The 23,784-nt window shown below is 64.9% G+C and carries 22 protein-coding genes; 10 read left to right on the top strand and 12 right to left on the bottom strand.

Going from position 1 to position 23,784, the window contains the following annotated elements:
- Positions 1 to 292 precede the first annotated feature (292 nt).
- From BAMB_RS16775 to BAMB_RS16760, 4 genes are all read left to right on the top strand, one after another.
- Complete coding sequence (locus BAMB_RS16775; RefSeq protein WP_011658364.1) at positions 293 to 1,147, top strand: sugar phosphate isomerase/epimerase family protein; 855 nt, start codon at positions 293 to 295, stop codon at positions 1,145 to 1,147.
- A 435-nt stretch (positions 1,148 to 1,582) separates the two neighbouring features.
- The gene (locus tag BAMB_RS16770) at positions 1,583 to 2,629 is read left to right on the top strand and encodes a hypothetical protein (protein WP_011658363.1); all 1,047 of its coding nucleotides are present in this window, start codon (positions 1,583 to 1,585) and stop codon (positions 2,627 to 2,629) included.
- Between the two features lie 219 nt (positions 2,630 to 2,848).
- Positions 2,849 to 3,181 (top strand): cupin domain-containing protein, encoded by a 333-nt coding sequence (locus BAMB_RS16765; RefSeq protein WP_011658362.1) that lies wholly within the window; start codon positions 2,849 to 2,851, stop codon positions 3,179 to 3,181.
- A 127-nt stretch (positions 3,182 to 3,308) separates the two neighbouring features.
- Positions 3,309 to 4,034, top strand: coding sequence for a glutathione S-transferase (locus tag BAMB_RS16760; RefSeq protein WP_011658361.1), 726 nt, complete (start codon positions 3,309 to 3,311; stop codon positions 4,032 to 4,034).
- 201 nt (positions 4,035 to 4,235) lie between these two features.
- On the opposite strand, the gene BAMB_RS16755 is transcribed toward BAMB_RS16760, so the two are convergent.
- The 5 genes from BAMB_RS16755 to BAMB_RS16730 all read right to left on the bottom strand — a co-directional run bounded on the left by BAMB_RS16755 (position 4,236) and on the right by BAMB_RS16730 (position 9,227).
- A complete protein-coding gene (locus BAMB_RS16755) occupies positions 4,236 to 5,771 on the bottom strand; it encodes an amino acid permease (protein ID WP_011658360.1) in 1,536 nt (511 codons plus the stop codon).
- A gap of 140 nt (positions 5,772 to 5,911) precedes the next feature.
- Positions 5,912 to 6,376 carry an Lrp/AsnC family transcriptional regulator gene (locus BAMB_RS16750; RefSeq protein ID WP_011658359.1) on the bottom strand — a complete coding sequence of 155 codons (465 nt, stop codon included), beginning with the start codon at positions 6,374 to 6,376 and terminating at the stop codon, positions 5,912 to 5,914.
- Positions 6,377 to 6,477: 101 nt separating this feature from the next.
- Positions 6,478 to 7,236 (bottom strand): dimethylarginine dimethylaminohydrolase family protein, encoded by a 759-nt coding sequence (locus BAMB_RS16745; RefSeq protein ID WP_041491624.1) that lies wholly within the window; start codon positions 7,234 to 7,236, stop codon positions 6,478 to 6,480.
- A gap of 236 nt (positions 7,237 to 7,472) precedes the next feature.
- Positions 7,473 to 8,726: a DUF1479 domain-containing protein gene (locus BAMB_RS16735; protein WP_011658357.1), complete on the bottom strand. Its 1,254-nt coding sequence runs from the start codon at positions 8,724 to 8,726 to the stop codon at positions 7,473 to 7,475.
- 111 nt (positions 8,727 to 8,837) lie between these two features.
- Positions 8,838 to 9,227: a VOC family protein gene (locus BAMB_RS16730; RefSeq protein ID WP_011658356.1), complete on the bottom strand. Its 390-nt coding sequence runs from the start codon at positions 9,225 to 9,227 to the stop codon at positions 8,838 to 8,840.
- Positions 9,228 to 9,298: 71 nt separating this feature from the next.
- On the opposite strand from BAMB_RS16730, the gene BAMB_RS16725 reads away from it, so the two are divergent.
- Positions 9,299 to 10,282 (top strand): helix-turn-helix domain-containing protein, encoded by a 984-nt coding sequence (locus tag BAMB_RS16725; RefSeq protein ID WP_011658355.1) that lies wholly within the window; start codon positions 9,299 to 9,301, stop codon positions 10,280 to 10,282.
- Positions 10,283 to 10,371: 89 nt separating this feature from the next.
- On the opposite strand, the gene gltA is transcribed toward BAMB_RS16725, so the two are convergent.
- The 7 genes from gltA to BAMB_RS16690 form a co-directional block, all read right to left on the bottom strand.
- Positions 10,372 to 11,673, bottom strand: a complete 1,302-nt coding sequence (gene gltA / locus BAMB_RS16720; RefSeq protein ID WP_011658354.1) for a citrate synthase — start codon at positions 11,671 to 11,673, stop codon at positions 10,372 to 10,374.
- Between the two features lie 66 nt (positions 11,674 to 11,739).
- The gene (locus BAMB_RS16715; protein WP_011658353.1) at positions 11,740 to 12,012 is read right to left on the bottom strand and encodes an FAD assembly factor SdhE; all 273 of its coding nucleotides are present in this window, start codon (positions 12,010 to 12,012) and stop codon (positions 11,740 to 11,742) included.
- A gap of 6 nt (positions 12,013 to 12,018) precedes the next feature.
- On the bottom strand, positions 12,019 to 12,720 hold the full coding sequence (locus tag BAMB_RS16710) for a succinate dehydrogenase iron-sulfur subunit (RefSeq protein ID WP_011658352.1): 702 nt from the start codon (positions 12,718 to 12,720) through the stop codon (positions 12,019 to 12,021).
- 21 nt (positions 12,721 to 12,741) lie between these two features.
- Positions 12,742 to 14,517, bottom strand: a complete 1,776-nt coding sequence (gene sdhA / locus BAMB_RS16705; protein WP_006754980.1) for a succinate dehydrogenase flavoprotein subunit — start codon at positions 14,515 to 14,517, stop codon at positions 12,742 to 12,744.
- 3 nt (positions 14,518 to 14,520) lie between these two features.
- A complete protein-coding gene (sdhD, locus tag BAMB_RS16700; protein ID WP_006756688.1) occupies positions 14,521 to 14,889 on the bottom strand; it encodes a succinate dehydrogenase, hydrophobic membrane anchor protein in 369 nt (122 codons plus the stop codon).
- Positions 14,890 to 14,893: 4 nt separating this feature from the next.
- Positions 14,894 to 15,310: a succinate dehydrogenase, cytochrome b556 subunit gene (sdhC, locus tag BAMB_RS16695; RefSeq protein ID WP_011658351.1), complete on the bottom strand. Its 417-nt coding sequence runs from the start codon at positions 15,308 to 15,310 to the stop codon at positions 14,894 to 14,896.
- A gap of 169 nt (positions 15,311 to 15,479) precedes the next feature.
- A complete protein-coding gene (locus BAMB_RS16690; RefSeq protein ID WP_011658350.1) occupies positions 15,480 to 16,304 on the bottom strand; it encodes a GntR family transcriptional regulator in 825 nt (274 codons plus the stop codon).
- A 288-nt stretch (positions 16,305 to 16,592) separates the two neighbouring features.
- On the opposite strand from BAMB_RS16690, the gene BAMB_RS16685 reads away from it, so the two are divergent.
- From BAMB_RS16685 to acnA, 5 genes are all read left to right on the top strand, one after another.
- Positions 16,593 to 17,579: a malate dehydrogenase gene (locus BAMB_RS16685; protein ID WP_006754984.1), complete on the top strand. Its 987-nt coding sequence runs from the start codon at positions 16,593 to 16,595 to the stop codon at positions 17,577 to 17,579.
- A gap of 186 nt (positions 17,580 to 17,765) precedes the next feature.
- Positions 17,766 to 18,770 carry an HpcH/HpaI aldolase/citrate lyase family protein gene (locus tag BAMB_RS16680; RefSeq protein ID WP_011658349.1) on the top strand — a complete coding sequence of 335 codons (1,005 nt, stop codon included), beginning with the start codon at positions 17,766 to 17,768 and terminating at the stop codon, positions 18,768 to 18,770.
- A 223-nt stretch (positions 18,771 to 18,993) separates the two neighbouring features.
- Complete coding sequence (locus BAMB_RS16675; RefSeq protein WP_011658348.1) at positions 18,994 to 19,503, top strand: hypothetical protein; 510 nt, start codon at positions 18,994 to 18,996, stop codon at positions 19,501 to 19,503.
- A gap of 31 nt (positions 19,504 to 19,534) precedes the next feature.
- On the top strand, positions 19,535 to 20,986 hold the full coding sequence (locus tag BAMB_RS16670; protein WP_011658347.1) for a bifunctional 2-methylcitrate dehydratase/aconitate hydratase: 1,452 nt from the start codon (positions 19,535 to 19,537) through the stop codon (positions 20,984 to 20,986).
- A 52-nt stretch (positions 20,987 to 21,038) separates the two neighbouring features.
- Entirely contained in the window at positions 21,039 to 23,756 is a 2,718-nt protein-coding gene (gene acnA / locus BAMB_RS16665) for an aconitate hydratase AcnA (RefSeq protein WP_011658346.1), read from the top strand.
- Positions 23,757 to 23,784: the final 28 nt, after the last annotated feature.

The following is a 23,784-nucleotide window of genomic DNA, read 5'->3' as shown; positions in this document are numbered from 1 at the left end:
GTGGTGGAGGCACGTTAAGGCTTGATGCAAGAAAGAAAAATGCAACACAACGAAAAGCTATTTCCTCCTGGCGGAAAAATCACCCCGGCCAGCCGATGGAAAGGCTCCGGAGCCCGAACAATCTGGACGGCAAGCAGATTTGACGAGCGCTGCCAGATTGTGGACTTTCACTCTACTGAAAGACGATTTGCGGGCCGTTTATCTCGTCCAGGTTCTGCGTGATAGTGACGGACATCATCTCTATGCGACTCGCCCCGTCGGGCTCGTCGCCGCTTCTTTCATGAGGGTTCAAATGTCCAAGTCCAAAGTCGAGCTCGTTGCCGCCTACTTCACGCTGTCCGGCGACGTCTATCCATTCGGCCCGACCGAAATCAGCCCGTTCAGCTTCAAAGACCGCGTCGAAGCTGCCGCCAAAGCAGGCTGGGATGGCATCGGTCTGATTCATTCGGATATCTACGCGACCGCCGACAAAATCGGTTTCCCCGAAATGCGTCGCATCCTTGAGGCCAACGGCATCAAGCACGTCGAATTTGAGTTCCTGGTCGACTGGTATCAGACCGGCGAGCGCCGCAGGGCATCCGACAGCATGCGGTATTACTACCTTAAGGCCGCCGAAGAGCTGCGCGCGCGCATCGTCAAGGTCGGCCCCGGCATCGGCGAGGAAACCGCGATCGTTCCGCTCATGGTCGAAGAGTTCGGCAAGCTGGCAGAAGATGCCGAGAAACGTGGTACCCAGGTCATGCTCGAAATCATGCCGTTCAGCAACGTACGGACCATCGAGACGGGCAAAGCAATCGTCGAGGGGGCCAACAAGGCGAATGCAGGACTTCTGCTCGACATTTGGCATCTCTCGCGCGGCAACATCAACTTCGATGAAATCGCAACGATCAAGCCGGAATTCATCAAAGGCATCGAACTCGACGACGCAGATCGCTACGCAATCGAACCGCTCTGGATGGACACTTGTCACAAACGTCGTCTCCCCGGTGAAGGCGTACTCGACGTCAAGGGATTCATCAAGGCAGTTCAGGCGACGGGCTTTGACGGTCCGTGGGGCGTCGAAATTCTGTCCGAGGTCGAGCGCAAGCTTCCGCTCGACGAGATGGCGAAACGCGCCTACCAAGCGACGATTCGACAGTTTGACTAATAAACCTCGTCGGGACGATCGGCTGCACCGGTCGGTCCCGACACACCCCCCGTGTGCCGATTCGCGCCCCAAAGCGGACACGGCCCGGGTAGCAAATGCCATCGAATATCGAGCGACATGGAACGGAGGCTCGAGGGGTAGACATTCCCCATCCATGCACAGAATCGTGTCGTCACCCATAGCGTCGTCGCTGCGGTATCCGTGGCGAGCCTCAGTCGCTGTCCTGCGAAATTTTTCTGACGTTGAATCCGCCGATATCGCCAAGCCCACACGTCCGGGCAGTCCTGAGGCCGTGTCACCGATGATGTAGCGAGAAGCTCCAGGCCCAGGTTGTGGCGGCAGCGAAGGACTCTACTCAAAATCAGCGCCGGCATTGCTGCGTTGGTCGCACGTCCGAGCCTCCCGAGTTTTGCTTCAACGAAAGGAACCAAGAACATGAAATATCGTGGCGTGGTCTACGACGTGGGTCTTCGCTTCACCGCCGACAATCCGTACTCCGTGGATCGCTTCGATCCAGAGCTCGTCTCCTACGATATCAATGCCATCGCGACCGCGTTGCACGCCAATGCCATTCGGATCGAAGGGGAGGAAATCGAGCGCCTGGTGACCGCATCGCGCATCGCTCATGCCGCCGGCCTGTCCATCTTCTTCAACCCGTGGAAGATGAACGTGCCGATCGCTGAGCTGCCCGCCTATTTCGCGCAGGCTGCCCGCGCCGCTGAACAGTTGAGAGGCGAAGGCGCCGACATCGTGTTTGTCGCCGGGTGCGAAATGTCCCTGTTCAACGAAGGGATCCTTGAAGGCTCGACCGTGATGGAACGCGTGAAGGGCGTGATAGGGCTCGGCGCCGCTGCTAAATCCGGGGACGGTGAACTGTTACGGGCCAAAGCAACCCTGCTTAACGATACGCTGGATAAAATCGTCGCCGTGGTACGCGGGGCTTTCAACGGCCGGGTCACCTATTCAGCCGGCATGTGGGAAATGGTGGACTGGCGCGCATTCGACATCGTCGGCATCGACCACTACCGAAGCAACGAGTCGGCCAAGGAGTACGTAGGCGCGCTGGATCGGTATCGTCTCGACAAGCCGCTGGTTGTGATGGAAGTCGGCTGCTGCGCCTACGAAGGAGCGGGCAAGCTCGGCGCTGGCGGGTTCATGCGCCTGCAGGGAACGAATCCCGACGGGACAGGTATTTTCATGGACGGCATCATTCCGACACGCAGCGAGCAAGAGCAGGCCGCTTACGTCGAGGAACAGCTCGAATTGCTGAACGAAGCGGGTATCGACGGAGTGTTCATCTATGTATTCTCGTTTCCGAGCTATCGGTATCGCGAGGGAGCGCGAGATCTCGACATGATGAGCTTTTCTTTGGTCAAGACTTATCCCGACGATCAAAGCGAGTCCGGGCAGATGCCGCCATGGGAACCCAAGGAGGCATTCCACCGCATCGCCCGAATCTACAAGAAATTGGCCGCTGGATAATGTCAAACTGTCAGCATCGGAACTTTTTTGTAAACAATTGCCTGTTTTGTATTCGTTTCTGATCGGGGACTTGTATCCAGACCTATTACAGTTTTGCAGGGTCGCACCGGACATGCGGACGTCTCTCGATCGCGACGCTCACCCCAAACCGGATTCCGGCATACGATGGGACGACGCACATGTGAACGTCCCCACGACCACGATCCGGAGCCCACGACGATGAAGCTCGGCATCAATGACTCGCTCGCCCGCCTCGACGCTGAAGGCACGCTGTTCACGACGCTGTTTCGCCACGGCACGCTCGACATCGAGTTGTACCGGCCGCGCGGCGAGGACCTGCAAACGCCGCATACGCGCGACGAGGTCTACGTGATTGCCGCGGGCACGTCGCGGTTCGTCCTCGACGGACGCGAATGCGGCGTCGCGGCCGGCGACGTGCTGTTCGTGCCCGCGTTCGCGGCGCATCGCTTCGCCGGCTTCTCCGACGACTTCTCGACCTGGGTGTTCTTCCATGGCCCGGAAGGCGGCGAAAGCGGCGAGCGCAGCACCTGACGCGACGCGCGCGGCACTTCCCGCTCGATCTCCTAGACTGTCTATTCGCAACGGGCGGCGCACGGCCGCCCGCCCCGCAACCACGATGCGCGCCCCCCCCGCCGCATCGACCGGACAGGAGCAATGCATGCGATATGAACTCTATTACTGGCCCGAGATCCAGGGCCGCGGCGAATACGTGCGGCTCGCGCTCGAGGCGGCCGAGGCCGACTATGTCGACGTCGCGCGCGAATCGGGGCGCGGCATGGGCGTGTCGGCGATGATGCGCATGATGGACAGCACGAAGGACGAATGCGTGCCGTTCGCGCCGCCGTTCCTGAAGGCCGGCGACGTGGTCGTCGGGCAGGTCGCGAACATCCTGCTGTTTCTCGGCGCGCGGCTCGGGCTCGCGCCCGATGACGAAGCCGGGCGACTGTGGGTGCATCAGCTCCAGCTGACGGTCGCCGATTTCGTCACCGAGATCCACGACACACATCACCCGATCGGCAGCGGCTTGTACTACGAAGACCAGAAGGCCGAGGCCGCCGAGCGCGCGGCCGACTTCCTCGAGCACCGGCTGCCGAAATACCTCGGCTACTTCGATCGCGTGCTCGCGCAGAATCCGCACAAGGGCGGCTATCTCGCCGGCAGCGCGCTCAGTTACGCGGACCTGTCGATATTCCAGCTGATCGAAGGCCTGCGCTACGCGTTTCCGAAGGCGATGAAGCGCGCGGAGCGCAAGGTCGAGGGGCTCGTCGGCCTGCACGATCGCGTCGCGCAGCATCCGCCGATCGTGCGTTATCTCGAGTCCAAGCGCCGCATCCCGTTCAACGACATGGGGATCTTCCGGCACTATCCGGAGCTCGACAAATAGCGTCGATGCAGGCGCGGACCGGCGTCTCGCGACGATGACACCACACGGTCAGACCATTCGTTTCACGCCGGAACAGGGCCGTCGAGCGTCGCACCGTGCGCCGCCCTTCACCGTCGGTCCGTGTCTCGCACCATTCGTCGATCGCGATCGCGAGGCCGGCGCGTGCGCCATGCTCGCGCAACGGCGGCGCACGCCCGCCGCTCAGCGCGACTGCCCGTGCTGCCCGTGTTGCGTGACCGCCGCATCGACGGCCTCCACCGAGCGCGTGAGCCACGGCCCGATATCCATCTCCTCGTACCGCACGAGCCGGCTCTTGCGCACGCGGCGATACGCCCACCAGATCGCGACGAACAGCGGGATCCACACATAGATCGACAGCACTTCCATCCAGTTGATGCGGGCCGCGAAGAACGCCTGGTAATCCTGCCCGAGCGAGATCACGATGCAGATCGCGAACAGCGGCCCGAACGGGAACCACTTCGCGCGGTACGGCAGTTGCTCGAGCCGGTAGCCCTGCTTCACGAAGCCCTTGCGGAACCGGTAATGGCAGACCGCGATGCCCAGCCACGCGATGAAGCCGGTGATGCCGACCGTATTGAGCAGCCACAGATAGATGCTCTGGTTGCTGGTCAGCGACGTGAGAAAGCACAGCCCGCCCACCGCCATCGTCGCGTACAGCGCGTTGCGCGGCACGCCGCCCGGCGACAGCGTCGCGAACATCGCGGGCGCACGGCCCTCCGCCGCGAGGTTGTACAGCATTCGCGTGGCCGCATACGTGCCGGAATTGCCGGCCGACAGCACGGCCGTCAGGATCACGAGGTTCATCGCGCCAGCCGCGAGCGGAAAGCCCGCGTGGCTGAACACGAGCGTGAACGGGCTCACGCCGATATCGGTCACGTCGCTCTTCAGCAGGTTCGGATCGGTGTACGGCACCAGCAGGCCGATCACGAAGATCGCGAACACGTAGAACAGCATGATCCGCCAGAAGATCTGCTTCACCGCGCGCGGGATCGTCTTGCGCGGGTTTTCCGATTCGCCGGCCGTGATGCCGACCAGCTCGGTGCCGAGAAACGAGAAGCCCGCGATCAGCGCGACGCTCATCATCGCGTGCACGCCGCCGACGAACGGCGCGTCGCCGGTCCTGAAGTTGCGCCAGCCGACCGGCTGCCCGTTGCCGAGCAGCCCGGCCGCGATCAGCAACCCCGCCGCGATGAACGCGATCACGGTGACGACCTTGATCAGCGAGAACCAGTATTCCGATTCGCCAAAGCCGCGCACGGACAGCGTGTTCAGCAGGAAGATCAGCACCAGGAACCCCGCACCCCACCATACGCCCGGTATCGCGGGAAACCAGTAGCGCATCACGATCTGCGCGGCGACCAGCTCGATCGCGATCGTCACGGCCCAGCTGTACCAGTAGGTCCAGCCGAGCGCGACGCCGAAGCCTTCGTCGACGTATTTCTCGCCGTAGATCGCGAACGAGCCCGACACCGGCATCAGCGCGGCCATCTCGCCGAGCCCCGTGACGACGAAATAGACCATCAGACCGATCGCGACATACGCGGCGATCGCGCCGCCCGGCCCCGCCTGCGCGACCGACGCGCCCGACGCGACGAACAGCCCCGTGCCGATCGAGCCGCCGATCGCGATCATCGCGATGTGGCGGCCCTGCAGCCGACGCTTGAGCGCCGTCCCGGACGGCGCGGCCGTCTGCGCTGCCGCTTGCAAAGCATCCATAGCATTCACCCTGGTTGGAATCGGGCCGCCCGAATTGATTCGGAATACCAATCGATCGGCCCGGTTATTCGCTTCGAGAACCGGTTCTGCCTGCCGGGCCGCGCGTCCGATGCCAGCGGCCCCCGACGCGCACTGCCGCGTCAGACGATGCTGCGCTTGATCGCCTGCAGCTCGGCGGTCGTCACAATCTTCTCGATCCGGAACCGCGGGCTTTCCAGCCACACGTTCGCGATCCGCCGGTATTCGTCGAGATCCTCGCACGCGAGCCTCACGAGAAAATCGAACGTGCCGCTGACGAGCCAGCAGTCGAGCACGGCCGGATTGGTCCGCATTTCCTCCTCGAACGGCGCCTGCGAACGCCCGTGATCGGCCAGCACGATCTGCGCGATCACGACGATCGGCTTGGTCGCGCGCAGCGCCTTGATCACCGCGCGGTAGCCTTCGATCACGCCGAGCGCCTCGAGCCGCTCCACGCGCGCCTGGCACGGACGCGGCGTGAGGTTCACGAGCTCCGACAGCTTGCGGTACGAAATCCGTCCGTCGGTACGCAGGATGTCGAGGATCCGGAGATCGATCTTGTCGAGCTGCATCTTCTTGTCGGTCATCCGCGTTCGCTCCGGTCGGGTCGTGGCTGGTGCGCGGAGCGTCTCCTCCGTTTCCGCGCGGGGGCCACATTATCGGGCCGAAGCGGCCGCGCGCCAATCGGCTAGAACCTCAGCGACAGGCAGGTCAGGCCGCCGTCCATCTTGCGGAACTCGCTCGTGTCGATCACGTGCAGCGGCAGCCCGAGCGAGCCGATCGCGTCGTGCACGCGCGGATAGCCGGCCGGTGTGATCAGCGTGCCGTTCACGCGCAGCGTGTTGCCCGCGTATTCGTCGGCGGCCGAGATCGCGATCCGGCGATAGTCGGCGAATGCCGGGTGTGCGGCCAGCGCCTCGGTCACGAGCAGCGTGTCGTCGCCGAGCGCGTTGACGACCGACTTCAGATGCAGGCCCGCGGCGACCGGCACCGCGACGACCGAATAGCCAAAGCGCGACACCAGCGCTTCGAACGCGGCGATGCCTTCGGCGTCGGTGCGGCCCGTGAGGCCGATGTAGAAGCGCTTGCCGACCAGCATCACGTCGCCGCCATCGAGACGGCCTGCCTGCATCGGCAGCAGGTCGCGATGCGCGCCGAGCGCGGCTTCGATGTGCACCGTCTCGCCGCGCCGCGCAGGCGCGCCGGGACGCGTGATCACCGCGAATTCGGGTGTCACGACGGCGACGTCCTCGACGAAATGCGCATCGGGGAATGCGTCGAGCGGCGGCAGTTCGGTCAGCTCGACGCCGAGCCCGCGGAGCGCGTCGCAGTATGCGTGGAACTGCGTGAGCGTCTTGTCGTAGTCGGGCGCGCCGAGCGTGGCGGTGGTAAGACCCGCGCCACAGGACGGCGCGGGACGGCGAACGATCGCTTGCGTGAATTGCATCGACTCCTCCATGGTTACGCTGCCCCCGTGCGGTGCACAGGGCGGCTGCGTTGTGTCCGGACCATTATCGGAAGCCAATTTGCGCAATTCGCGTCGATTTCGGGCACGCCCGCAGCCGATCGCGTCGAATTGAAGCCGAGACACAGCGGATTCGGCAGATAGCAGACGAAAGCAGCGCGATCGACCGATTCCGCGTAACGCAGCGGCCGCGGCGGCCGATGTTGCCGCCGCATCCGTCATGCAGCGAGCGGCCCGAACCCCATTTGCGCACGGCCAAGCGCCGTAAGGTCGCCCTCGCCACCCCGTCCGTCGAATTCCACCTCGAAATGATCGGCCGGGAAATCCGGCGGGCTGTCGCCACGCAGGAACGCGAGCCGCTGGCGCTGCAGGTACGCGTCGTTCTTCGCGCAGCCGGGCGCGGCCGCGATGTACATCACGTTGCTGTCGCCGCTGCCGCGATGCGCATCCTCGACCGCGTGCACGACGTCGCCGTGCCAGAACACGGCATCGCCCGGCTCCATGTGCGGAATCGGCACCAGCGCGTCGAGCAGCAGCGCATGCCATTCGGGCAGGATCGACAGCGCGCGGCCCGGACGCGCGCCGCACAGGTTGTCGTCGGCGACGTCGTCCTGCAGCGCGCGCAGCACGACGTACGCCATCGCGTTCGCCACCGGAATCAGCTGCAGCGTGCCGTCGCCGGGCCCCTGCGGCGTCAGCGCGGTCCAGCCCTGGAACGTGCGGAACATCGAGCATACGGCCGGCGACGGAATCTCCTCGACATCGGGACGAAACGCGGCGTCGAACGGGTCGTAATCGCGCCACTGGCCGCCCAGTACGTGGCGATAGACCTGCCGGAAATTCGCGCCGAGCCAGCGTTCGACCGAGCCGCCGTCGACATGCGGCGACAGCCCGAGCGACGTGGAGCCCGGCGGCCGGCGGCGAATCCGGTCCGCGTAGGCCGGCACCCGGTCGGGATCGAAGTGCGTGCGCTGGCCGTCCGCATGCCGCCACAGGCGGTTCATGAACACGCGTGCCTGCGTGAGCGCCGGCGACTGGCGCGCGGCCACCTGCGGCTTCGACCAGTAGACGCCGTAGATCTGCGGCTTGCCCGACGCGAGGTTGCCAAAGTAGCGGTCCTCGGCACGCGCATGCAGCCGCTCGGCGAAGCGGTTCGCGTCCAGGTACGCGCCGATCTCGTCATTCCAGTCACGCGCCTGCGCCGCGTCGAACACGCCACGGATCACCGCCGCACCGTGCGTGCGGATCGCGGCGATCGTCTGTGGATCGACGGTGCCGTTCGCGATATCCGCGAACCGCAGCACCGGAATCACGTCATGGCCGTGCGCGTGTGCCCGGCGGATCGCATCGACCTGCCGCGCGATATCGCCCTCCAGCTCGCGGAATGTGGCCGCGTATCCGGGCAGGTCGGCGCGCAGCGCCCTTTTCGCCGCGCGGATCGCGGCCGGCAAATCGTCGATCGTCAGGTGCATCGTTGTCTCCTCGTGGAATCGTGTCGTGACGAGTGCTCAGCGTACGGCCGACGCACGGCCGCGATCGACACTATCCGGCCAACAATCGATACAATCCTGACAACCGGCGCGCTACTCGGGACGGTGGCAGACCACGCACAGCTTGTTGCCGTCCGGGTCGCGGAAATACGCGCCGTAGTAGTCGCGGTGATAGTGCGGCCGCAGGCCCGGCGGCCCTTCGCAGGTGCCGCCGTGCTGCAGTGCAAGCGCATGGCAGCGGTCGACCTGCGCCCGCGTTTGCGCGTCGAACGCGATCGTGTGGCCATTGCCCGGTTCCGGCGCGCGGCCGTCGAGCGGCCTACCGAAGAAGAACAGCGGCCGATCGGCGTCGGCCGGCATCCAGCCCGACCAGCCGTCCGGTTCGCTGAATTTGAGACGCAGGCCGAGTTCCGCGAACAGCGGCGCGTAGAAGTCGTACGCGCGCGCGGTATCGCGCACGCCCACGCAAACATGTGAAAACATGGCATCGCTCCGTCGTGGTGATCGATCACGATCATGCCACGGCGCGCTGCCGCGCTCGACCGGAGGTCGCAATGAAACCGCAGTACGAGCATGTGGCGTTCGCCCCCGGCTGTTCGATCCGCGTGTACCACCGCCAGCTCGCACGCATTCCGTTCGAATGGCATCGCCATCCCGAGTACGAACTGACGCTGACACTGAACAGCCGCGGCCGACGCTTCGTCGGCGATCACGTCGCCCGCTACACGGACGACGACCTGGTGCTCGTGCCGCCCAACCTGCCGCATACGTGGTCATCGAACGCGCGCATCGATCGCGACGCGCCGGAAGTCGCGCTCGTCGTCTGGTTCGACGGCGACTGGGCGCGGCGCGTGGCCGACTGCTGTCCCGAGTACGCGCCGCTGCGCTCGCTGCTGCGGCGCGCGGCGCCCGGCCTCGCTTTCGACGCCGCGACGGCCCGCGCGATGCGCGAGCGACTGCCGCGCTTGCTCGACCCGTCGCCGCGCGTGCGCCTCGCGGCCGCGCTCGACACGCTCGCCGACCTTGCGGAAGCCGGCGGCGAGCCGCTCGCCACCGCGCAGGCCTACGAGCGGGCCGACGCGGCGACGCCATCGGCCGACTCGGCCGCGCCCGAAGCCGAGCGCCTCGATCGCGTGCTCGATGCGATCGACCGGCACTTCCACGAGCCACTGCGCATCGACGCGCTGGCCGCGGTCGCACACATGTCCGAGCGTACGCTGCAGCGGCTGTTCGTGCGGCACCTCGGCGAAAGCGTCGGCCGCTACGTGCAGCGGCTGCGGCTCGCGCATGCGTGCCGCCATCTGGTCGGCACCGACTGGCCGATAGCGACGGTGGCCGCGCGCTGCGGCATTCCGAATGCCGCGAACTTCAACCGCCAGTTCCTCGCCGCGCGCGGGATGACGCCCGGCGCTTACCGGCAGTTCTTCGCGCAGCACGGCCACGCGCCCGACGCCGACGCGCCGCCGCTCGACACGCGGCCGCCGTCGCTGGAACGCGGGACCGGACCGGCCCATGGCCAACGCCGGCCGCGCAAATGAAAACACCCCGGCGGGATGACCCACCGGGGTGCGGGGCGTTGCGATTGCCGGACGCGAGCGGCCTGACGGCCGTTCGCGCCGCGCACGACTTAACGTGCGTTGATCGGCTTCGCTTCGCGCGGCGCGTCGCCGATGAACAGCTGACGCGGACGGCCGATCTTCTGCTCCGGATCCGCAATCATTTCGTTCCACTGTGCGATCCAGCCGACCGTACGTGCCATCGCGAAGATACACGTGAACATCGACGTCGGGATGCCCAGCGCGCGCTGAACGATGCCCGAGTAGAAGTCGACGTTCGGGTACAGCTTGCGCGACACGAAGTATTCGTCTTCCAGCGCGATCTTCTCGAGCTGCATCGCGAGCTTGAACAGCGGGTCGTCGTGCAGGCCCAGTTCGTTCAGCACTTCGTAGCACGTCTCGCGCATCAGCTTCGCACGCGGGTCGTAGTTCTTGTACACGCGGTGGCCGAAACCCATCAGCTTCACGCCCGAATTCTTGTCCTTCACCTGCTTGATGAATTCGGGGATGTTGTCCGGCGAACCGATTTGCTCGAGCATGTTCAGCGCGGCTTCGTTCGCACCACCGTGCGCCGGGCCCCACAGACATGCGATACCGGCAGCGATACACGCGAACGGGTTCGCGCCCGACGAGCCGGCCAGGCGGACCGTCGACGTCGATGCGTTCTGCTCGTGATCGGCGTGCAGGATCAGGATACGGTCGAGCGCGCGCACGAGCACGTCGTTGACCTTGTACTCTTCGCACGGGTTCGAGAACATCATGTGCATGAAGTTCGCGCTGTACGACAGTTCGTTCTTCGGATAAACGAACGGCTGGCCGATGCTGAACTTGTACGCCATCGCGACGAGCGTCGGCAGCTTCGCGATCATGCGGATCGCCGATACTTCACGGTGACGCGGATCGTTGATGTCGAGCGAGTCGTGGTAGAACGCCGACAGCGCGCCGACGGCCGCCACCAGCACCGCCATCGGGTGCGCGTCGCGACGGAAGCCACGGAAGAAGAAGTGCATCTGCTCGTGCACCATCGTGTGCTTCGTGACGGTGTCGACGAATTCCTTCTTTTGCGCGGCGTTCGGCAGCTCGCCCTTCAGCAGCAGGTAGCAGGTCTCAAGGAAGTCGGCGTTCTGCGCGAGGTTGTCGATCGGGTAGCCGCGGTACAGCAGTTCGCCCTTGTCGCCGTCGATGTACGTGATCGCCGAATTACAAGCTGCCGTCGACATGAAGCCCGGGTCGTAAGTGAACTTGCCGGTCTGGCCGTACAGCTTGCGGATGTCGATCACGTCCGGGCCCATCGTCCCCTTGTAGATCGGCATTTCGACGCTCGGCGAGTTGTCGCTGAACGATAGCGTGGCTTTAACATCAGACGGAGTCATGGCACATCCTCAATCGAAATAAAGAAACGGGATTCGATAACGGGCACAACGCGTGACACCTTGGCGTTACACGTTGCGCAGCATCTCCAACAGCCTGTGAATTTCCGGGCTGTCTAGGTCGCCCTCTGGTTCCTTGCGCGCGAGGAGCAAGTCCATCAGGTCGTTGTCGCTCAGATCGAGCAGGCGCGACAACGCGCCTACGTCTGCATCGGTGAGGTCATGCTCGTATCTGCTGAAGAAACGCTCGAAGATGATGTCGTTTTCCAGCAGACCCCGCCGCGCGCGCCAGCGAAGGCGCGCGCGACGGTGCGGGTCGGATTGATGCGAATCGTCGCTCATCAAACTTTAAACCGCGCGGCGAACCATCAGTTCCTTGATCTTGCCGATCGCCTTCGTCGGGTTCAGGCCCTTCGGGCAAACGTCGACGCAGTTCATGATCGTGTGGCAACGGAACAGACGGTACGGGTCTTCCAGGTTGTCGAGACGCTCGCCGGTGGCGGTGTCGCGACTATCCGCGATGAAGCGGTAAGCCTGCAGCAGGCCGGCCGGGCCGACGAACTTGTCCGGGTTCCACCAGAAGCTCGGGCACGACGTCGAGCAGCTCGCGCACAGAATGCACTCGTACACGCCGTCGAGCTCGTCGCGCTCTTCCGGCGACTGGAGGCGTTCCTTCTCCGGCGGCGGCGCGTCGTTGATCAGGTACGGCTTGATCGAGTGATACTGGTTGAAGAAGTGCGTCATGTCGACGATCAGGTCGCGCACGACGGGCAGGCCCGGCAGCGGGCGCAGCACGATCTTCTGCGGCAGGTCGTTCAGGTTCGTCAGGCACGCGAGACCGTTCTTGCCGTTGATGTTCATCGCGTCCGAACCGCACACGCCTTCACGGCACGAACGGCGGAACGACAGCGTCTCGTCCACTGCCTTCAGCTTGACCAGTGCGTCGAGCAGCATGCGCTCATGCTGGATCTCGAGCTCGTACGTCTGCATGCGCGGCGCCGCGTCCTTGTCCGGATCGTAGCGGTAGACTTCAAAAATGCGTTTTGCCATTTCGGATTCCTTTGACTCGGCTTAGAACGTGCGCGGCTTCGGCGGCACGGATTCGACCGTCAGCGGCTTCATTTGAACCGGCTTGTAGTCGAGGCGATCGCCTTCGCTGTACCACAGCGTGTGGCGCAGCCAGTTGTCGTCGTCGCGGTGTTCGTAGTCGCTGTGCGCGTGTGCGCCACGGCTTTCCTTGCGCGCTTCCGCCGACACCATCGTCGCGCGGGCCACTTCGATCAGGTTCTCCAGCTCGAGCGCTTCGACGCGCGCGGTGTTGAACACTTTCGACTTGTCCTTCAGGTGGATGCTTTCCACGCGTGCCGCGAGGCCGGCCATCTGCTCGACGCCTTCCTTCAGCAGCGCCGACGTGCGGAACACGCCCGCGTGCTTCTGCATCGTCGCGCGGATGTCGTTCGCGACGTCCTGCGTGTATTCGCCCGACGACGACTTGTCGAGCTTGTTCAGACGCGCCAGCGAGAACTCGCCTGCATCGGCCGGCAGCGGCTTGTGTTCCTTCTGGTTCTTCACGTGCTCGACGATGTGGTTGCCGGCCGCACGGCCGAACACCACGAGGTCCAGCAGCGAGTTCGTGCCGAGGCGGTTCGCGCCGTGCACGGACACGCACGAGCATTCGCCCACTGCGTAGAAGCCGTTGACCGGTTCCTTGTGATCGCGCGACGTGCCGACGACCTGACCGTGGATGTTGGTCGGGATGCCGCCCATCTGGTAGTGGATCGTCGGGACGACCGGGATCGGTTCCTTGATCGCGTCGACGTTCGCGAACTTCAGCGCGATTTCGCGGATCGACGGCAGACGCTTCATGATCGTCTCGGCGCCGATGTGCGACAGGTCGAGCAGCACGTGGTCCTTGTTCGGACCGACGCCGCGGCCTTCCTTGATTTCCTGGTCCATCGAACGCGACACGAAGTCACGCGGCGCCAGATCCTTCAGCGTCGGTGCGTAGCGTTCCATGAAGCGCTCGCCGTTCGCGTTGCGCAGGATACCGCCTTCGCCGCGCACGCCTTCGGTGATCAGCACGCCCGCGCCGGCCACACCGGTCGGGTGGAACTGCCAGAACTCCATGTCCTGCAGCGCGATGCCCGAACGCGCGGCCATGCCGAGGCCGTCGCCGGTGTTGATGAACGCGTTGGTCGATGCCGCGAAGATCCGGCCTGCGCCGCCCGTCGCGAACAGCGTCGTCTTGCCTTCCATGATGTAGACGTCGCCCGTCTCCATCTCGAGGGCCGTCACGCCGAGCACGTCGCCGTCCGCATCGCGGATCAGGTCGAGCGCCATCCATTCGACGAAGAACTGCGTCTTCGCTTCGACGTTCTGCTGGTACAGCGTGTGCAGCAGCGCGTGACCGGTACGGTCGGCGGCCGCGCAAGCGCGCTGGACCGGCTTCTCGCCGTAGTTCGCCGTATGGCCGCCGAACGGACGCTGGTAGATCGTGCCGTCCGCGTTACGGTCGAACGGCATGCCGAAGTGTTCCAGTTCGTACACGACGTTCGGTGCTTCGCGGCACATGAACTCGATCGCGTCCTGGTCGCCGAGCCAGTCGGAACCCTTGATCGTGTCGTAGAAGTGGAAGTGCCAGTTGTCTTCGCTCATGTTGCCGAGCGACGCGCCGATGCCGCCCTGCGCGGCCACCGTGTGCGAACGGGTCGGGAACACCTTCGAGAGCACGCCGACCGACAGGCCCGCGCGCGACAGTTGCAGCGCTGCGCGCAAGCCCGAGCCGCCCGCGCCGACGATCACCACGTCGAACTTGCGGCGCGGCAGGGAAGTTTTGATTGCAGCCATTCTTTACACTCTCCAGAGAATCTGCGCGGCGTAGCCCGCACATGCGAGCAGCCAGACGATGGTCAGCGATTGCAGCAGCAGGCGCACACCGACGGGCTTCACGTAGTCCATCCAGATGTCGCGCACGCCGACCCATGCGTGGTAGAAGAGGGAAAGCAGCGTCACGAAGGTCGCGAGCTTCATCCATTGCGCGGAGAAGATCGACGCCCAGCCTTCGTACGAGAAGTCATGCGCGCCGAAGAACAGCGCGAGCAGAATGACCGTGTAGACTGCCATGATCGTGGCGGTGACGCGCTGCGCGAGCCAGTCGCGCAGGCCGTAGTGAGCGCCGACGACGAGGCGCTTCGAGCCGATTCGGTTATTGGCTGCCATTTTCTTAGAATGCTCCGAACAGTTTGAGTGCCATGGCGATCGTCAGCGCGATCGAGACGACAAAGACGACGACGGCCGTCCGCTTGCCGCCTTCCTTCGAGACGGCGTCGTGGTTGACGTCCATCAGCAGGTGGCGAATGCCGGCGCAGAAATGGTGGAGGAACGCCCACGACAGCGCGAGGACGATCAGCTTGACGACGATGTTGGAGAGGAAAGCCTTGAAGACTTCGAAGCTGAGCTCGGAGGTGAGGCTCTGGTCGAAGAGGAACAGCACGAACGGCAGGAACAGGAACAGCAGCGCGCCGCTGACTCGGTGGAGAATCGACAATATCGCAGCCAGAGGCATGCGGTATTTCAACGTGATGTCGCCGATTCCGATGTTCCGGTATTCCGGCCTCGGCTTTCTTACTGCGTCAGTCATGCTAGACCCCTACTATGTTGTCACACTAATCCGCGATTTTAGCGCCTTTTTATATCGCGCTGCAGCGAAAGTCTGCTCTGGATAGTTGCGCGAACACGAACAAAGGCGGCCCAAAACGTGCTTCGCGCGCGTGTGGAACGCGAATGCACCCGGCCCGAGCCGAACACCGTCAACTCAAGTCATTCTGATAGTAGTACCCGGTTGTGACATACCAGCCGCGCCGCACTTCCACCGGCCGGTCACCGTACGTGTAGGACACGCGCTCGACCGACAGCAACGGAAAACCCGCCGGCACGTGCAGCAGGTCGGCCACCGCCGGCTCCGCCGCGACCGCGCGGATCTTCTCCGTCGCGCGGATCATCCGCGTGCCGAACTCCGTCTCGAACATCGCGTAGAGCGGCCCCTTGTACTCGCTCAACCGCTCGAACGTGAGCCCGCGGAACATCGTGCCCGGCAGCCAGATCTCGTCGAGCACCGTCACTTCGCTATCGAACTCCAGCAGGCGGCGCACCTGCACGACCGGGTCGGCCGGCTTCAGGTCGAGCTGCCGCGCGATCTCGGCCGGCGCGCGCAGGCGCCGGCACTCGAGCAGCCGGCTCACGTGCGGATGCTCGGCACCGTCGTCGGCCAGCAGCCGCAGGAAGCGGAACTGCGCGCGATCCTCGTTGTGCGTTGCAACAAACGTCCCCTTGCCCTGCCGCCGGACCACGAGGTTTTCGGCGGCCAGTTCGTCGATCGCCTTGCGAACGGTGCCTTGGCTCACCTTATAGCGGGCCGCGAGCTCCACTTCGCTCGGGATGATCTCGCCCGGCTTCCATTCACCGGATTCGAGACTCTGCGTGATCAATGACTTGATCTGCTGGTATAACGGGCTGAAGGTCGGGGACGGCGAAGCGGCAGGCGCCGGCGCGGAATCACCCGCGCCCGGCTGCCCTGGGCCGCCTGCGCCGGTTGGATTCGCGTTGTTCGCCTGGTTCGATGTCATGGCGCGCATTTCATCACAAACCGCGCTTTTTCGTCCACTCAAATTCCGCAAAACATCTGTCTTATATAAGACATATGATACCGTTTGACTTTGGGCCAGCCGGCTCCTACACTCCGGGGCGAGCAAGGGTTCGCGGGTGCAAAATGCGTCCCCGGCTACGTGCCACGGCCGTCTCCAGGTTCACCGCGTGTGCCATTCGCGAGTCCTCCGCCCTGCTTCAATGCAACGCTACGCGTAACGCGCATAGAATGGCGTTTTGCCTAGCGTCCACCGCTTCACCCGTCCTGGAGATTTTCAATGGCTAAGCCCGCAAAGCGCGTTGCCGTCACCGGCGCCGCAGGTCAAATCGCATACTCCCTGCTGTTCCGCATCGCGAACGGCGACCTGCTCGGCAAGGACCAGCCGGTCATCCTGCAACTGCTCGACCTCCCGCAAGCCCAAGCCGCCGTCAAAGGCGTCGTGATGGAGCTCGACGATTGCGCGTTCCCGCTGCTCGCGGGCGTCGTGATCACCGACGATCCGAAGGTTGCATTCAAGGATGCAGACGTCGCTCTGCTGGTCGGCGCACGTCCGCGCTCGAAGGGCATGGAGCGCAAGGACCTGCTGTCGGCGAACGCCGAGATCTTCACGGTCCAGGGCGCCGCGCTGAACGAAGTCGCGAGCCGCGACGTGAAGGTGCTGGTCGTCGGCAACCCGGCGAACACCAACGCGTACATCGCCATGAAGTCGGCACCGGATCTGCCGAAGAAGAACTTCACGGCCATGCTGCGCCTCGACCACAACCGCGCGCTGTCGCAGCTCGCCGCGAAGTCGGGCAAGCCGGTCGCATCGATCGAGAAGCTCGCCGTGTGGGGCAACCACTCGCCGACGATGTACCCCGACTTCCGCTTCGCGACCGCCGAAGGCGAGTCGCTGCTGAAGCTGATCAACGACGACGTGTGGAACCGCGACACGTTCATCCCGACCGTCGGCAAGCGCGGCGCGGCGATCATCGAAGCGCGCGGCCTGTCGTCGGCAGCGTCGGCAGCCAACGCGGCGATCGACCACGTGCGTGACTGGGTCCTCGGCACGAACGGCAAGTGGGTCACGATGGGCATCCCGTCGGACGGCTCGTACGGCATCCCCGAAGACATCATCTACGGCGTGCCGGTCGTGTGCGAAAACGGCGAGTACAAGCGCGTCGAAGGCCTGGAAATCGACGCGTTCTCGCGCGAGAAGATGGACGGCACGCTGGCCGAGCTGCTCGAAGAGCGCGACGGCGTCGCCCATCTGCTGAAGAACTAAGCAGGCTGCATGATGGCCGGGCCGCCTCCGGGCGGGCCGGTCACGGCACGGGCGGCGGGCCGGCAGCCGGTCCCGCCGCCCGATCCGATCCGCGCACGTTTTGCCGCTCACGCGCCCCGCGCGCCGGCCCAGAACGTGCCCGAATCCGATTTTCTCCACGTTGCCCGCTTCCTTGACGTAGAAGAGATGTCCGCGCTCACTCCTGCACAAGTGCTGTACGACGGGGCGTCGCCGCCCGCGATCCTGCCCTGCTGCGATCACTACGCGGGCAGCGAGAAGCTGATGCGCAAGTCGCTCGCGCTCCAGGCCGAACTCGGCCCCGTGTTCGACATCACGCTCGACTGCGAGGACGGCGCGGCCGTCGGCCAGGAAGCCGCGCACGCGCAGCTCGTCGCCGAGCTGCTCGGCAGCGCCGAGAACCGCTTCGGGCGGGTCGGCGTCCGCATCCACGACTTTTCCCATCCCCATTGGCGCGACGACGTGCGCATCGTGCTGCGCGCCGCGCGCGCACCGGCCTACGTCACGCTGCCGAAGATCGCGAGCGCCGCCGACGCGGCCGAGATGGTCGCGTTCATCGAAGGCACACGCCGCGAGCTCGGCCTCGCGCAGCCGATTCCCGTCGACGTGCTGGTCGAGACGCACGGTGCGCTCGCGCAGGCGGCCGCCCTCGCCGCGCTGCCGCTCGTCGGCACGCTGAGCTTCGGGCTGATGGACTTCGTGTCCGCCCATCACGGCGCGATTCCCGATGCGGCGATGCGCTCGCCCGGCCAGTTCGACCACCCGCTCGTGCGCCGCGCGAAGCTGGAGATCGCCGCGGCCTGCCACGCGCACGGCAAGACACCGTCACACAATGTCACAACCGAGGTGCGCGACATGGCGATCGTCGCCGGCGACGCCCTCCGCGCACGCGACGAATTCGCATTCACGCGGATGTGGAGCATCCATCCCGCGCAGATCCGCCCGATCGTCGACGCATTCGCGCCGCGCACCGATGAAGTCGCACTGGCCGCCGAGATCCTGCTGGCCGCGCAGGCCGCCGACTGGGGCCCGACGCGCCACGGCGATACGCTGCACGACCGCGCGAGCTACCGCTATTACTGGTCGGTGCTGCGCCGCGCGCGCGCGACCGGCCAGCCGGTGCCGGCCGAGGCCGCACCGCTGTTCGGCCCAGCCGCCGGAGACGCGCGGTGAGCCCGCGCCGGCACACGCATTTCATCGAATCGCCGGGGCGTAAACCCCACACAGGTTTGCGAAACGACAAAAAACGTAACGGAGCCCGAAAACCTGAAATTTGCGCGGCCAAATAGGTGAAAATAGCGGCCGCTGCGCGCTTCCGGGGCGCGTGCAGTTTCAAACCGGCCGGCGGTTTCGATTGCCGGCCCTTGTCAACTGATAATCGAAAGGTTCTGACTCCATGAAGAAACTCCTGATCGCTACCGCCATCGGCGCGTTGTCCGCCACGATGCTGGTGTCGGCTCCGAGCGCGTTCGCCCAGGGTACGGCGACGACCGCGAAGAAGACGGCCAAGCGCCCGGCGCCGGCCAAGCGCATCATCCCGCGCAGCAAGAAGGCACAGGCACGCGCGGCTGCCAAGGTCGACACGGTACCGGAAGGCGCGGTCAAGTGGTCCTGTAAGGAAGGTCTGTCGTTCGACCTCGCCGGCGACATGAAGCGCGACCAGCTCGTCACGGTTCACTGGGCGAAGCGGAACTACAAGCTGCCGCGCGAAGCCACGACGACGGGCGCCGACACGTTCTACGATCCGGCAGCCGGCTTGAAGCTGGTCGTGATCCCGACCAAGGCGATGCTGTTCTCCGACGCAAACGGCGGCGAGCGCCTCGCGGACGAATGCGTGACGCCGGAAATGACGCAAGGCACCGCGGCACCGACGCAGTCGAACGAGCTGAAGCCGGCAACGAACTAAGCGCGCGCGTTTTTCCGCTCCCGGCCCCTCGATGTCCGCCCCGGTCTCCAACGTCCGCCCTGCTCCGGATACGGTACTCGTCGATATCGTCGACTACGTGCTGAACACCGGCATCGACAGCGCGCTCGCGCTGGAGACGGCGCGTCATTGCCTGATCGACACGCTCGGATGCGGACTCGAGGCGCTGTCCTATCCCGCCTGCACCAAGCTGCTCGGCCCCGTCGTGCCCGGCACGATCGTGCCGAACGGCGCGAAGGTGCCCGGCACGTCCTTCCAGCTCGATCCCGTCCAGGCCGCGTTCGACATCGGCGCGATGATCCGCTGGCTGGACTTCAACGACACCTGGCTCGCCGCCGAATGGGGTCATCCGTCCGACAATCTGGGCGGGATCCTGGCGACGGCCGACTGGCTGTCCCGCACGGCCGTCGCGGCCGGCAGGCAGCCGCTTGCGATGCGCGACGTGCTCGTCGCGATGATCCAGGCCCATGAGATCCAGGGCTGCCTCGCCCTCGAGAATTCGTTCAACGCCGTGGGGCTCGACCACGTGCTGCTCGTGAAGGTCGCGTCGACGGCCGTCGTCGGCCGCCTGCTCGGGCTTACGCGCGACGAGCTGATCAACGCGGTGTCCAACGCATTCGTCGACGGTCAGGCGCTGCGCACCTACCGCCACGCGCCGAACACCGGTTCGCGCAAGTCATGGGCGGCCGGCGACGCGACGTCCCGCGCGGTGCGCCTCGCGCTGATCGCGAAAACGGGTGAAATGGGCTACCCGTCGGCGCTCACCGCAAAAACGTGGGGCTTCTACGACGTGCTGTTCGACGGGCAGCCGTTCCGCTTCCAGCGCCCGTACGGCACGTACGTGATGGAAAACGTGCTGTTCAAGATCGCGTTCCCGGCCGAATTCCACGCGCAGACGGCCGCCGAGGCCGCGCTGCAGTTGCACGCGCAGCTCGCCGCGGCGGGCCGCACGACCGACGACATCAGCCGGATCACGATCCGCACGCACGCGGCCGCGCTGCGCATCATCGACAAGCAGGGCCCGCTCGCCAATCCGGCCGATCGCGATCACTGCATTCAGTACATGGTCGCCGTGCCGTTGCTGTTTGGCCGGCTGACCGCCGCCGATTACGAAGACGCGGTCGCCGCCGATCCGCGCATCGACGCGCTGCGCGCGAAAACCGTGTGCGTCGAGGATCCGCAGTTCACGAAGGATTACCATGACCCGGCCAGGCGATCGATCGCGAATGCGCTGACGATCGAATTCGCGGACGGGTCGAAGCTTGCCGAAGTGGCGATCGAATACCCGCTCGGCCACCGGCGCCGCCGCGCGGAAGGCATCCCGCTGCTGGTCGAGAAGTTCAGGACCAACCTCGCCCGTCGCTTCCCGGCCAGGCAGCAACAAGCGATTCTCGACGTGTCGCTGGACCAGGCAACGCTCGAAGCAATGCCGGTCGATGAATACGTCGACTTGTATGTGATATAGCCGTCATCTACAGGACTCTTTGTTTCCTAGCCTTAAACCCAGGAAAATCACCATGGCCCACAATCTCCACAAGACCCTCCAGGAATTCGACAGCGGTTCCGGCAAAGGCAAGTTCTACTCGCTGCCGCAGCTCGGCAAGGAACTGAAGACGAAGATCGAGCGCCTGCCGGTGTCGATCCGTATCGTGCTCGAGTCCGTGCTGCGCAACTACGACGGCAAGAAGATCACCGAGGAACACATCGAGCAGCTGGCGAACTGGAAGCCGACCGCGAAGCGCGTCGACGAGATTCCGTTCGTGGTGTCGCGCGTCGTGCTGCAGGACTTCACGGGCGTCCCGCTGCTCGCCGACATCGCGGCCATGCGCGGCGTCGCCGAGCGTTCGGGCAAGAACCCGAAGAAGATCGAGCCGCTGGTGCCGGTCGATCTCGTCGTCGACCACTCGGTCCAGATCGACTACTTCCGCCAGAAGGACGCGCTCGACCTGAACATGAAGCTGGAATTCCAGCGCAACAACGAACGCTACCAGTTCATGAAGTGGGGCATGCAGGCGTTCGACACGTTCAAGGTCGTGCCGCCGGGCGTCGGCATCGTCCACCAGGTGAACCTCGAGTATCTCGCGCGCGGCGTCCACAAGAAGGCGAACGGCGGCGACACCGTGTACTACCCGGACACCCTCGTCGGCACGGACAGCCACACGACGATGATCAACGGCATCGGCGTGGTCGGCTGGGGCGTGGGCGGCATCGAGGCCGAAGCCGGCATGCTCGGCCAGCCGGTGTACTTCCTGACGCCGGACGTCGTCGGCGTCGAGCTGAAGGGCAAGCTGCGCGAAGGCGTGACGGCCACCGACCTGGTGCTGACGATCACCGAAATGCTGCGCAAGGAGAAGGTCGTCGGCAAGTTCGTCGAGTTCTTCGGCGAAGGCACGAAGTCGCTGTCGCTGCCGGACCGCGCGACGATCGGCAACATGGCGCCGGAATACGGCGCGACGATGGGCTTCTTCCCGGTCGACGAAAAGACCATCGACTACTTCGAAGGCACGGGCCGCACGAAGGCGGAAATCGCCGCGTTCGAGAACTACTTCAAGGCTCAGAACCTGTTCGGCATTCCGCAGGCCGGCGACATCGACTACACGAAGACGGTGACGCTCGACCTGGCGACGGTCGCGCCGTCGCTGGCAGGCCCGAAGCGCCCGCAGGACCGCATCGAGATCGGCAACGTCAAGTCGACGTTCACCGACCTGTTCTCGAAGCCGGTCGCGGAAAACGGCTTCGCGAAGAAGGCGGACGAACTGAACACGCAGTACACGACGAGCAACGGCGTCGACGTGAAGAACGGCGACGTGCTGATCGCCGCGATCACGTCGTGCACGAACACGTCGAACCCGAGCGTGCTGCTGGCTGCAGGCCTGCTCGCGAAGAAGGCGGTCGAGGCCGGCCTCACGGTCGATCCGAAGATCAAGACCTCGCTCGCGCCGGGATCGCGCATCGTCACCGAGTACCTGACGAAGACGGGCCTGCTGCCCTACCTGTCGAAGCTCGGCTTCGAAGTCGCGGCCTATGGCTGCACGACCTGTATCGGCAACGCGGGCGACCTGACGCCGGAGCTGAACGAAGCGATCACGAAGAACGACATCGTCGCGGCAGCCGTGCTGTCGGGCAACCGTAACTTCGAAGCGCGTATCCACCCGAACATCCGCGCGAACTTCCTCGCGTCGCCGCCGCTCGTCGTCGCCTACGCGATCGCCGGCAACATCACGCGCGACCTGATGACCGAGCCGGTCGGCAAGGGCAAGGACGGTTACGACATCTACCTCGGCGACATCTGGCCGACGAGCGAGGAAATCCACGCGCTGCTCAAGTTCGCGCTCGACCCGAAGAAGTTCGAGGACAACTACTCGAAGCTGACCAAGAAGGGCGACCTGTGGAGCAAGATCGAGGGCGAAACGGGCCAGGTCTACGACTGGCCGAAGTCGACCTACATCGCGGAGCCGCCGTTCTTCGGCAACGACTTCTCGATGGAGCCGGCCGATTCGATCCCGACGGTCAAGGGCGCGCGCGCACTGGGCATCTTCGGTGACTCGGTCACGACCGACCACATCAGCCCGGCAGGCTCGATCAAGGAAGACTCGCCGGCAGGCAAGTGGCTGAAGGAGAACGGCGTGCAGAAGGCCGACTTCAACAGCTACGGCTCGCGCCGCGGCAACCACGACGTGATGATGCGCGGCACGTTCGCGAACGTCCGGATCAAGAACCTGATGATCCCGGTGAAGGCAGACGGCTCGCGCGTCGAAGGCGGCCTGACGATCCACCAGCCGAGCGGCGACCAGCTGTCGATCTACGACGCCGCGATGCGCTATGTCGACGCCGACACGCCGACCGTCGTGTTCGCGGGCGAAGAGTACGGCACGGGCTCGTCGCGCGACTGGGCCGCGAAGGGCACGCAACTGCTCGGCGTGAAGGCCGTGATCGCACGCAGCTTCGAGCGGATCCACCGCTCGAACCTGGTCGGCATGGGCGTGCTGCCGCTGCAGTTCAAGGGTGCGGACAGCGTCCAGTCGCTCGGCATCACCGGCGAAGAGACCTACGACATCGAAGGCCTCGGCGACGACTTCAAGCCGCAGCAGGACGTCACGCTCGTGATCCACCGCAAGAATGGCGAAACGCAGCGCGTGCCGGTGCTGCTGCGCATCGATACGCCGATCGAAGTCGACTACTACAAGCACGGCGGTATCCTGCCGTTCGTGCTGCGCTCGCTGCTGGCAGCGTAAGCGTCCTGCTTTTGCAGGTGCCGCAGCC

The sequence above is a fragment of the Burkholderia ambifaria AMMD genome, from assembly GCF_000203915.1.
In the GTDB taxonomy this organism is placed as follows: Bacteria; Pseudomonadota; Gammaproteobacteria; order Burkholderiales; family Burkholderiaceae; genus Burkholderia; species Burkholderia ambifaria.
The sequence above is the reverse complement of the archived record's forward strand: the minus strand, read 5'-3'. Positions and strand labels throughout refer to the sequence as shown.

What these genes read in the sequence shown, in the direction of transcription:
- BAMB_RS16775 (WP_011658364.1), top strand. Translation starts at nt 293, where the DNA reads ATGTCCAAGTCCAAAGTCGAGCTCGTTGCCGCCTACTTCACGCTGTCC.
- BAMB_RS16770 (WP_011658363.1), top strand. Translation starts at nt 1,583, where the DNA reads ATGAAATATCGTGGCGTGGTCTACGACGTGGGTCTTCGCTTCACCGCC.
- BAMB_RS16765 (WP_011658362.1), top strand. Translation starts at nt 2,849, where the DNA reads ATGAAGCTCGGCATCAATGACTCGCTCGCCCGCCTCGACGCTGAAGGC.
- BAMB_RS16760 (WP_011658361.1), top strand. Translation starts at nt 3,309, where the DNA reads ATGCGATATGAACTCTATTACTGGCCCGAGATCCAGGGCCGCGGCGAA.
- BAMB_RS16755 (WP_011658360.1), bottom strand. Translation starts at nt 5,771, where the DNA reads ATGGATGCTTTGCAAGCGGCAGCGCAGACGGCCGCGCCGTCCGGGACG.
- BAMB_RS16750 (WP_011658359.1), bottom strand. Translation starts at nt 6,376, where the DNA reads ATGACCGACAAGAAGATGCAGCTCGACAAGATCGATCTCCGGATCCTC.
- BAMB_RS16745 (WP_041491624.1), bottom strand. Translation starts at nt 7,236, where the DNA reads ATGCAATTCACGCAAGCGATCGTTCGCCGTCCCGCGCCGTCCTGTGGC.
- BAMB_RS16735 (WP_011658357.1), bottom strand. Translation starts at nt 8,726, where the DNA reads ATGCACCTGACGATCGACGATTTGCCGGCCGCGATCCGCGCGGCGAAA.
- BAMB_RS16730 (WP_011658356.1), bottom strand. Translation starts at nt 9,227, where the DNA reads ATGTTTTCACATGTTTGCGTGGGCGTGCGCGATACCGCGCGCGCGTAC.
- BAMB_RS16725 (WP_011658355.1), top strand. Translation starts at nt 9,299, where the DNA reads ATGAAACCGCAGTACGAGCATGTGGCGTTCGCCCCCGGCTGTTCGATC.
- gltA (WP_011658354.1), bottom strand. Translation starts at nt 11,673, where the DNA reads ATGACTCCGTCTGATGTTAAAGCCACGCTATCGTTCAGCGACAACTCG.
- BAMB_RS16715 (WP_011658353.1), bottom strand. Translation starts at nt 12,012, where the DNA reads ATGAGCGACGATTCGCATCAATCCGACCCGCACCGTCGCGCGCGCCTT.
- BAMB_RS16710 (WP_011658352.1), bottom strand. Translation starts at nt 12,720, where the DNA reads ATGGCAAAACGCATTTTTGAAGTCTACCGCTACGATCCGGACAAGGAC.
- sdhA (WP_006754980.1), bottom strand. Translation starts at nt 14,517, where the DNA reads ATGGCTGCAATCAAAACTTCCCTGCCGCGCCGCAAGTTCGACGTGGTG.
- sdhD (WP_006756688.1), bottom strand. Translation starts at nt 14,889, where the DNA reads ATGGCAGCCAATAACCGAATCGGCTCGAAGCGCCTCGTCGTCGGCGCT.
- sdhC (WP_011658351.1), bottom strand. Translation starts at nt 15,310, where the DNA reads ATGACTGACGCAGTAAGAAAGCCGAGGCCGGAATACCGGAACATCGGA.
- BAMB_RS16690 (WP_011658350.1), bottom strand. Translation starts at nt 16,304, where the DNA reads ATGCGCGCCATGACATCGAACCAGGCGAACAACGCGAATCCAACCGGC.
- BAMB_RS16685 (WP_006754984.1), top strand. Translation starts at nt 16,593, where the DNA reads ATGGCTAAGCCCGCAAAGCGCGTTGCCGTCACCGGCGCCGCAGGTCAA.
- BAMB_RS16680 (WP_011658349.1), top strand. Translation starts at nt 17,766, where the DNA reads ATGTCCGCGCTCACTCCTGCACAAGTGCTGTACGACGGGGCGTCGCCG.
- BAMB_RS16675 (WP_011658348.1), top strand. Translation starts at nt 18,994, where the DNA reads ATGAAGAAACTCCTGATCGCTACCGCCATCGGCGCGTTGTCCGCCACG.
- BAMB_RS16670 (WP_011658347.1), top strand. Translation starts at nt 19,535, where the DNA reads ATGTCCGCCCCGGTCTCCAACGTCCGCCCTGCTCCGGATACGGTACTC.
- acnA (WP_011658346.1), top strand. Translation starts at nt 21,039, where the DNA reads ATGGCCCACAATCTCCACAAGACCCTCCAGGAATTCGACAGCGGTTCC.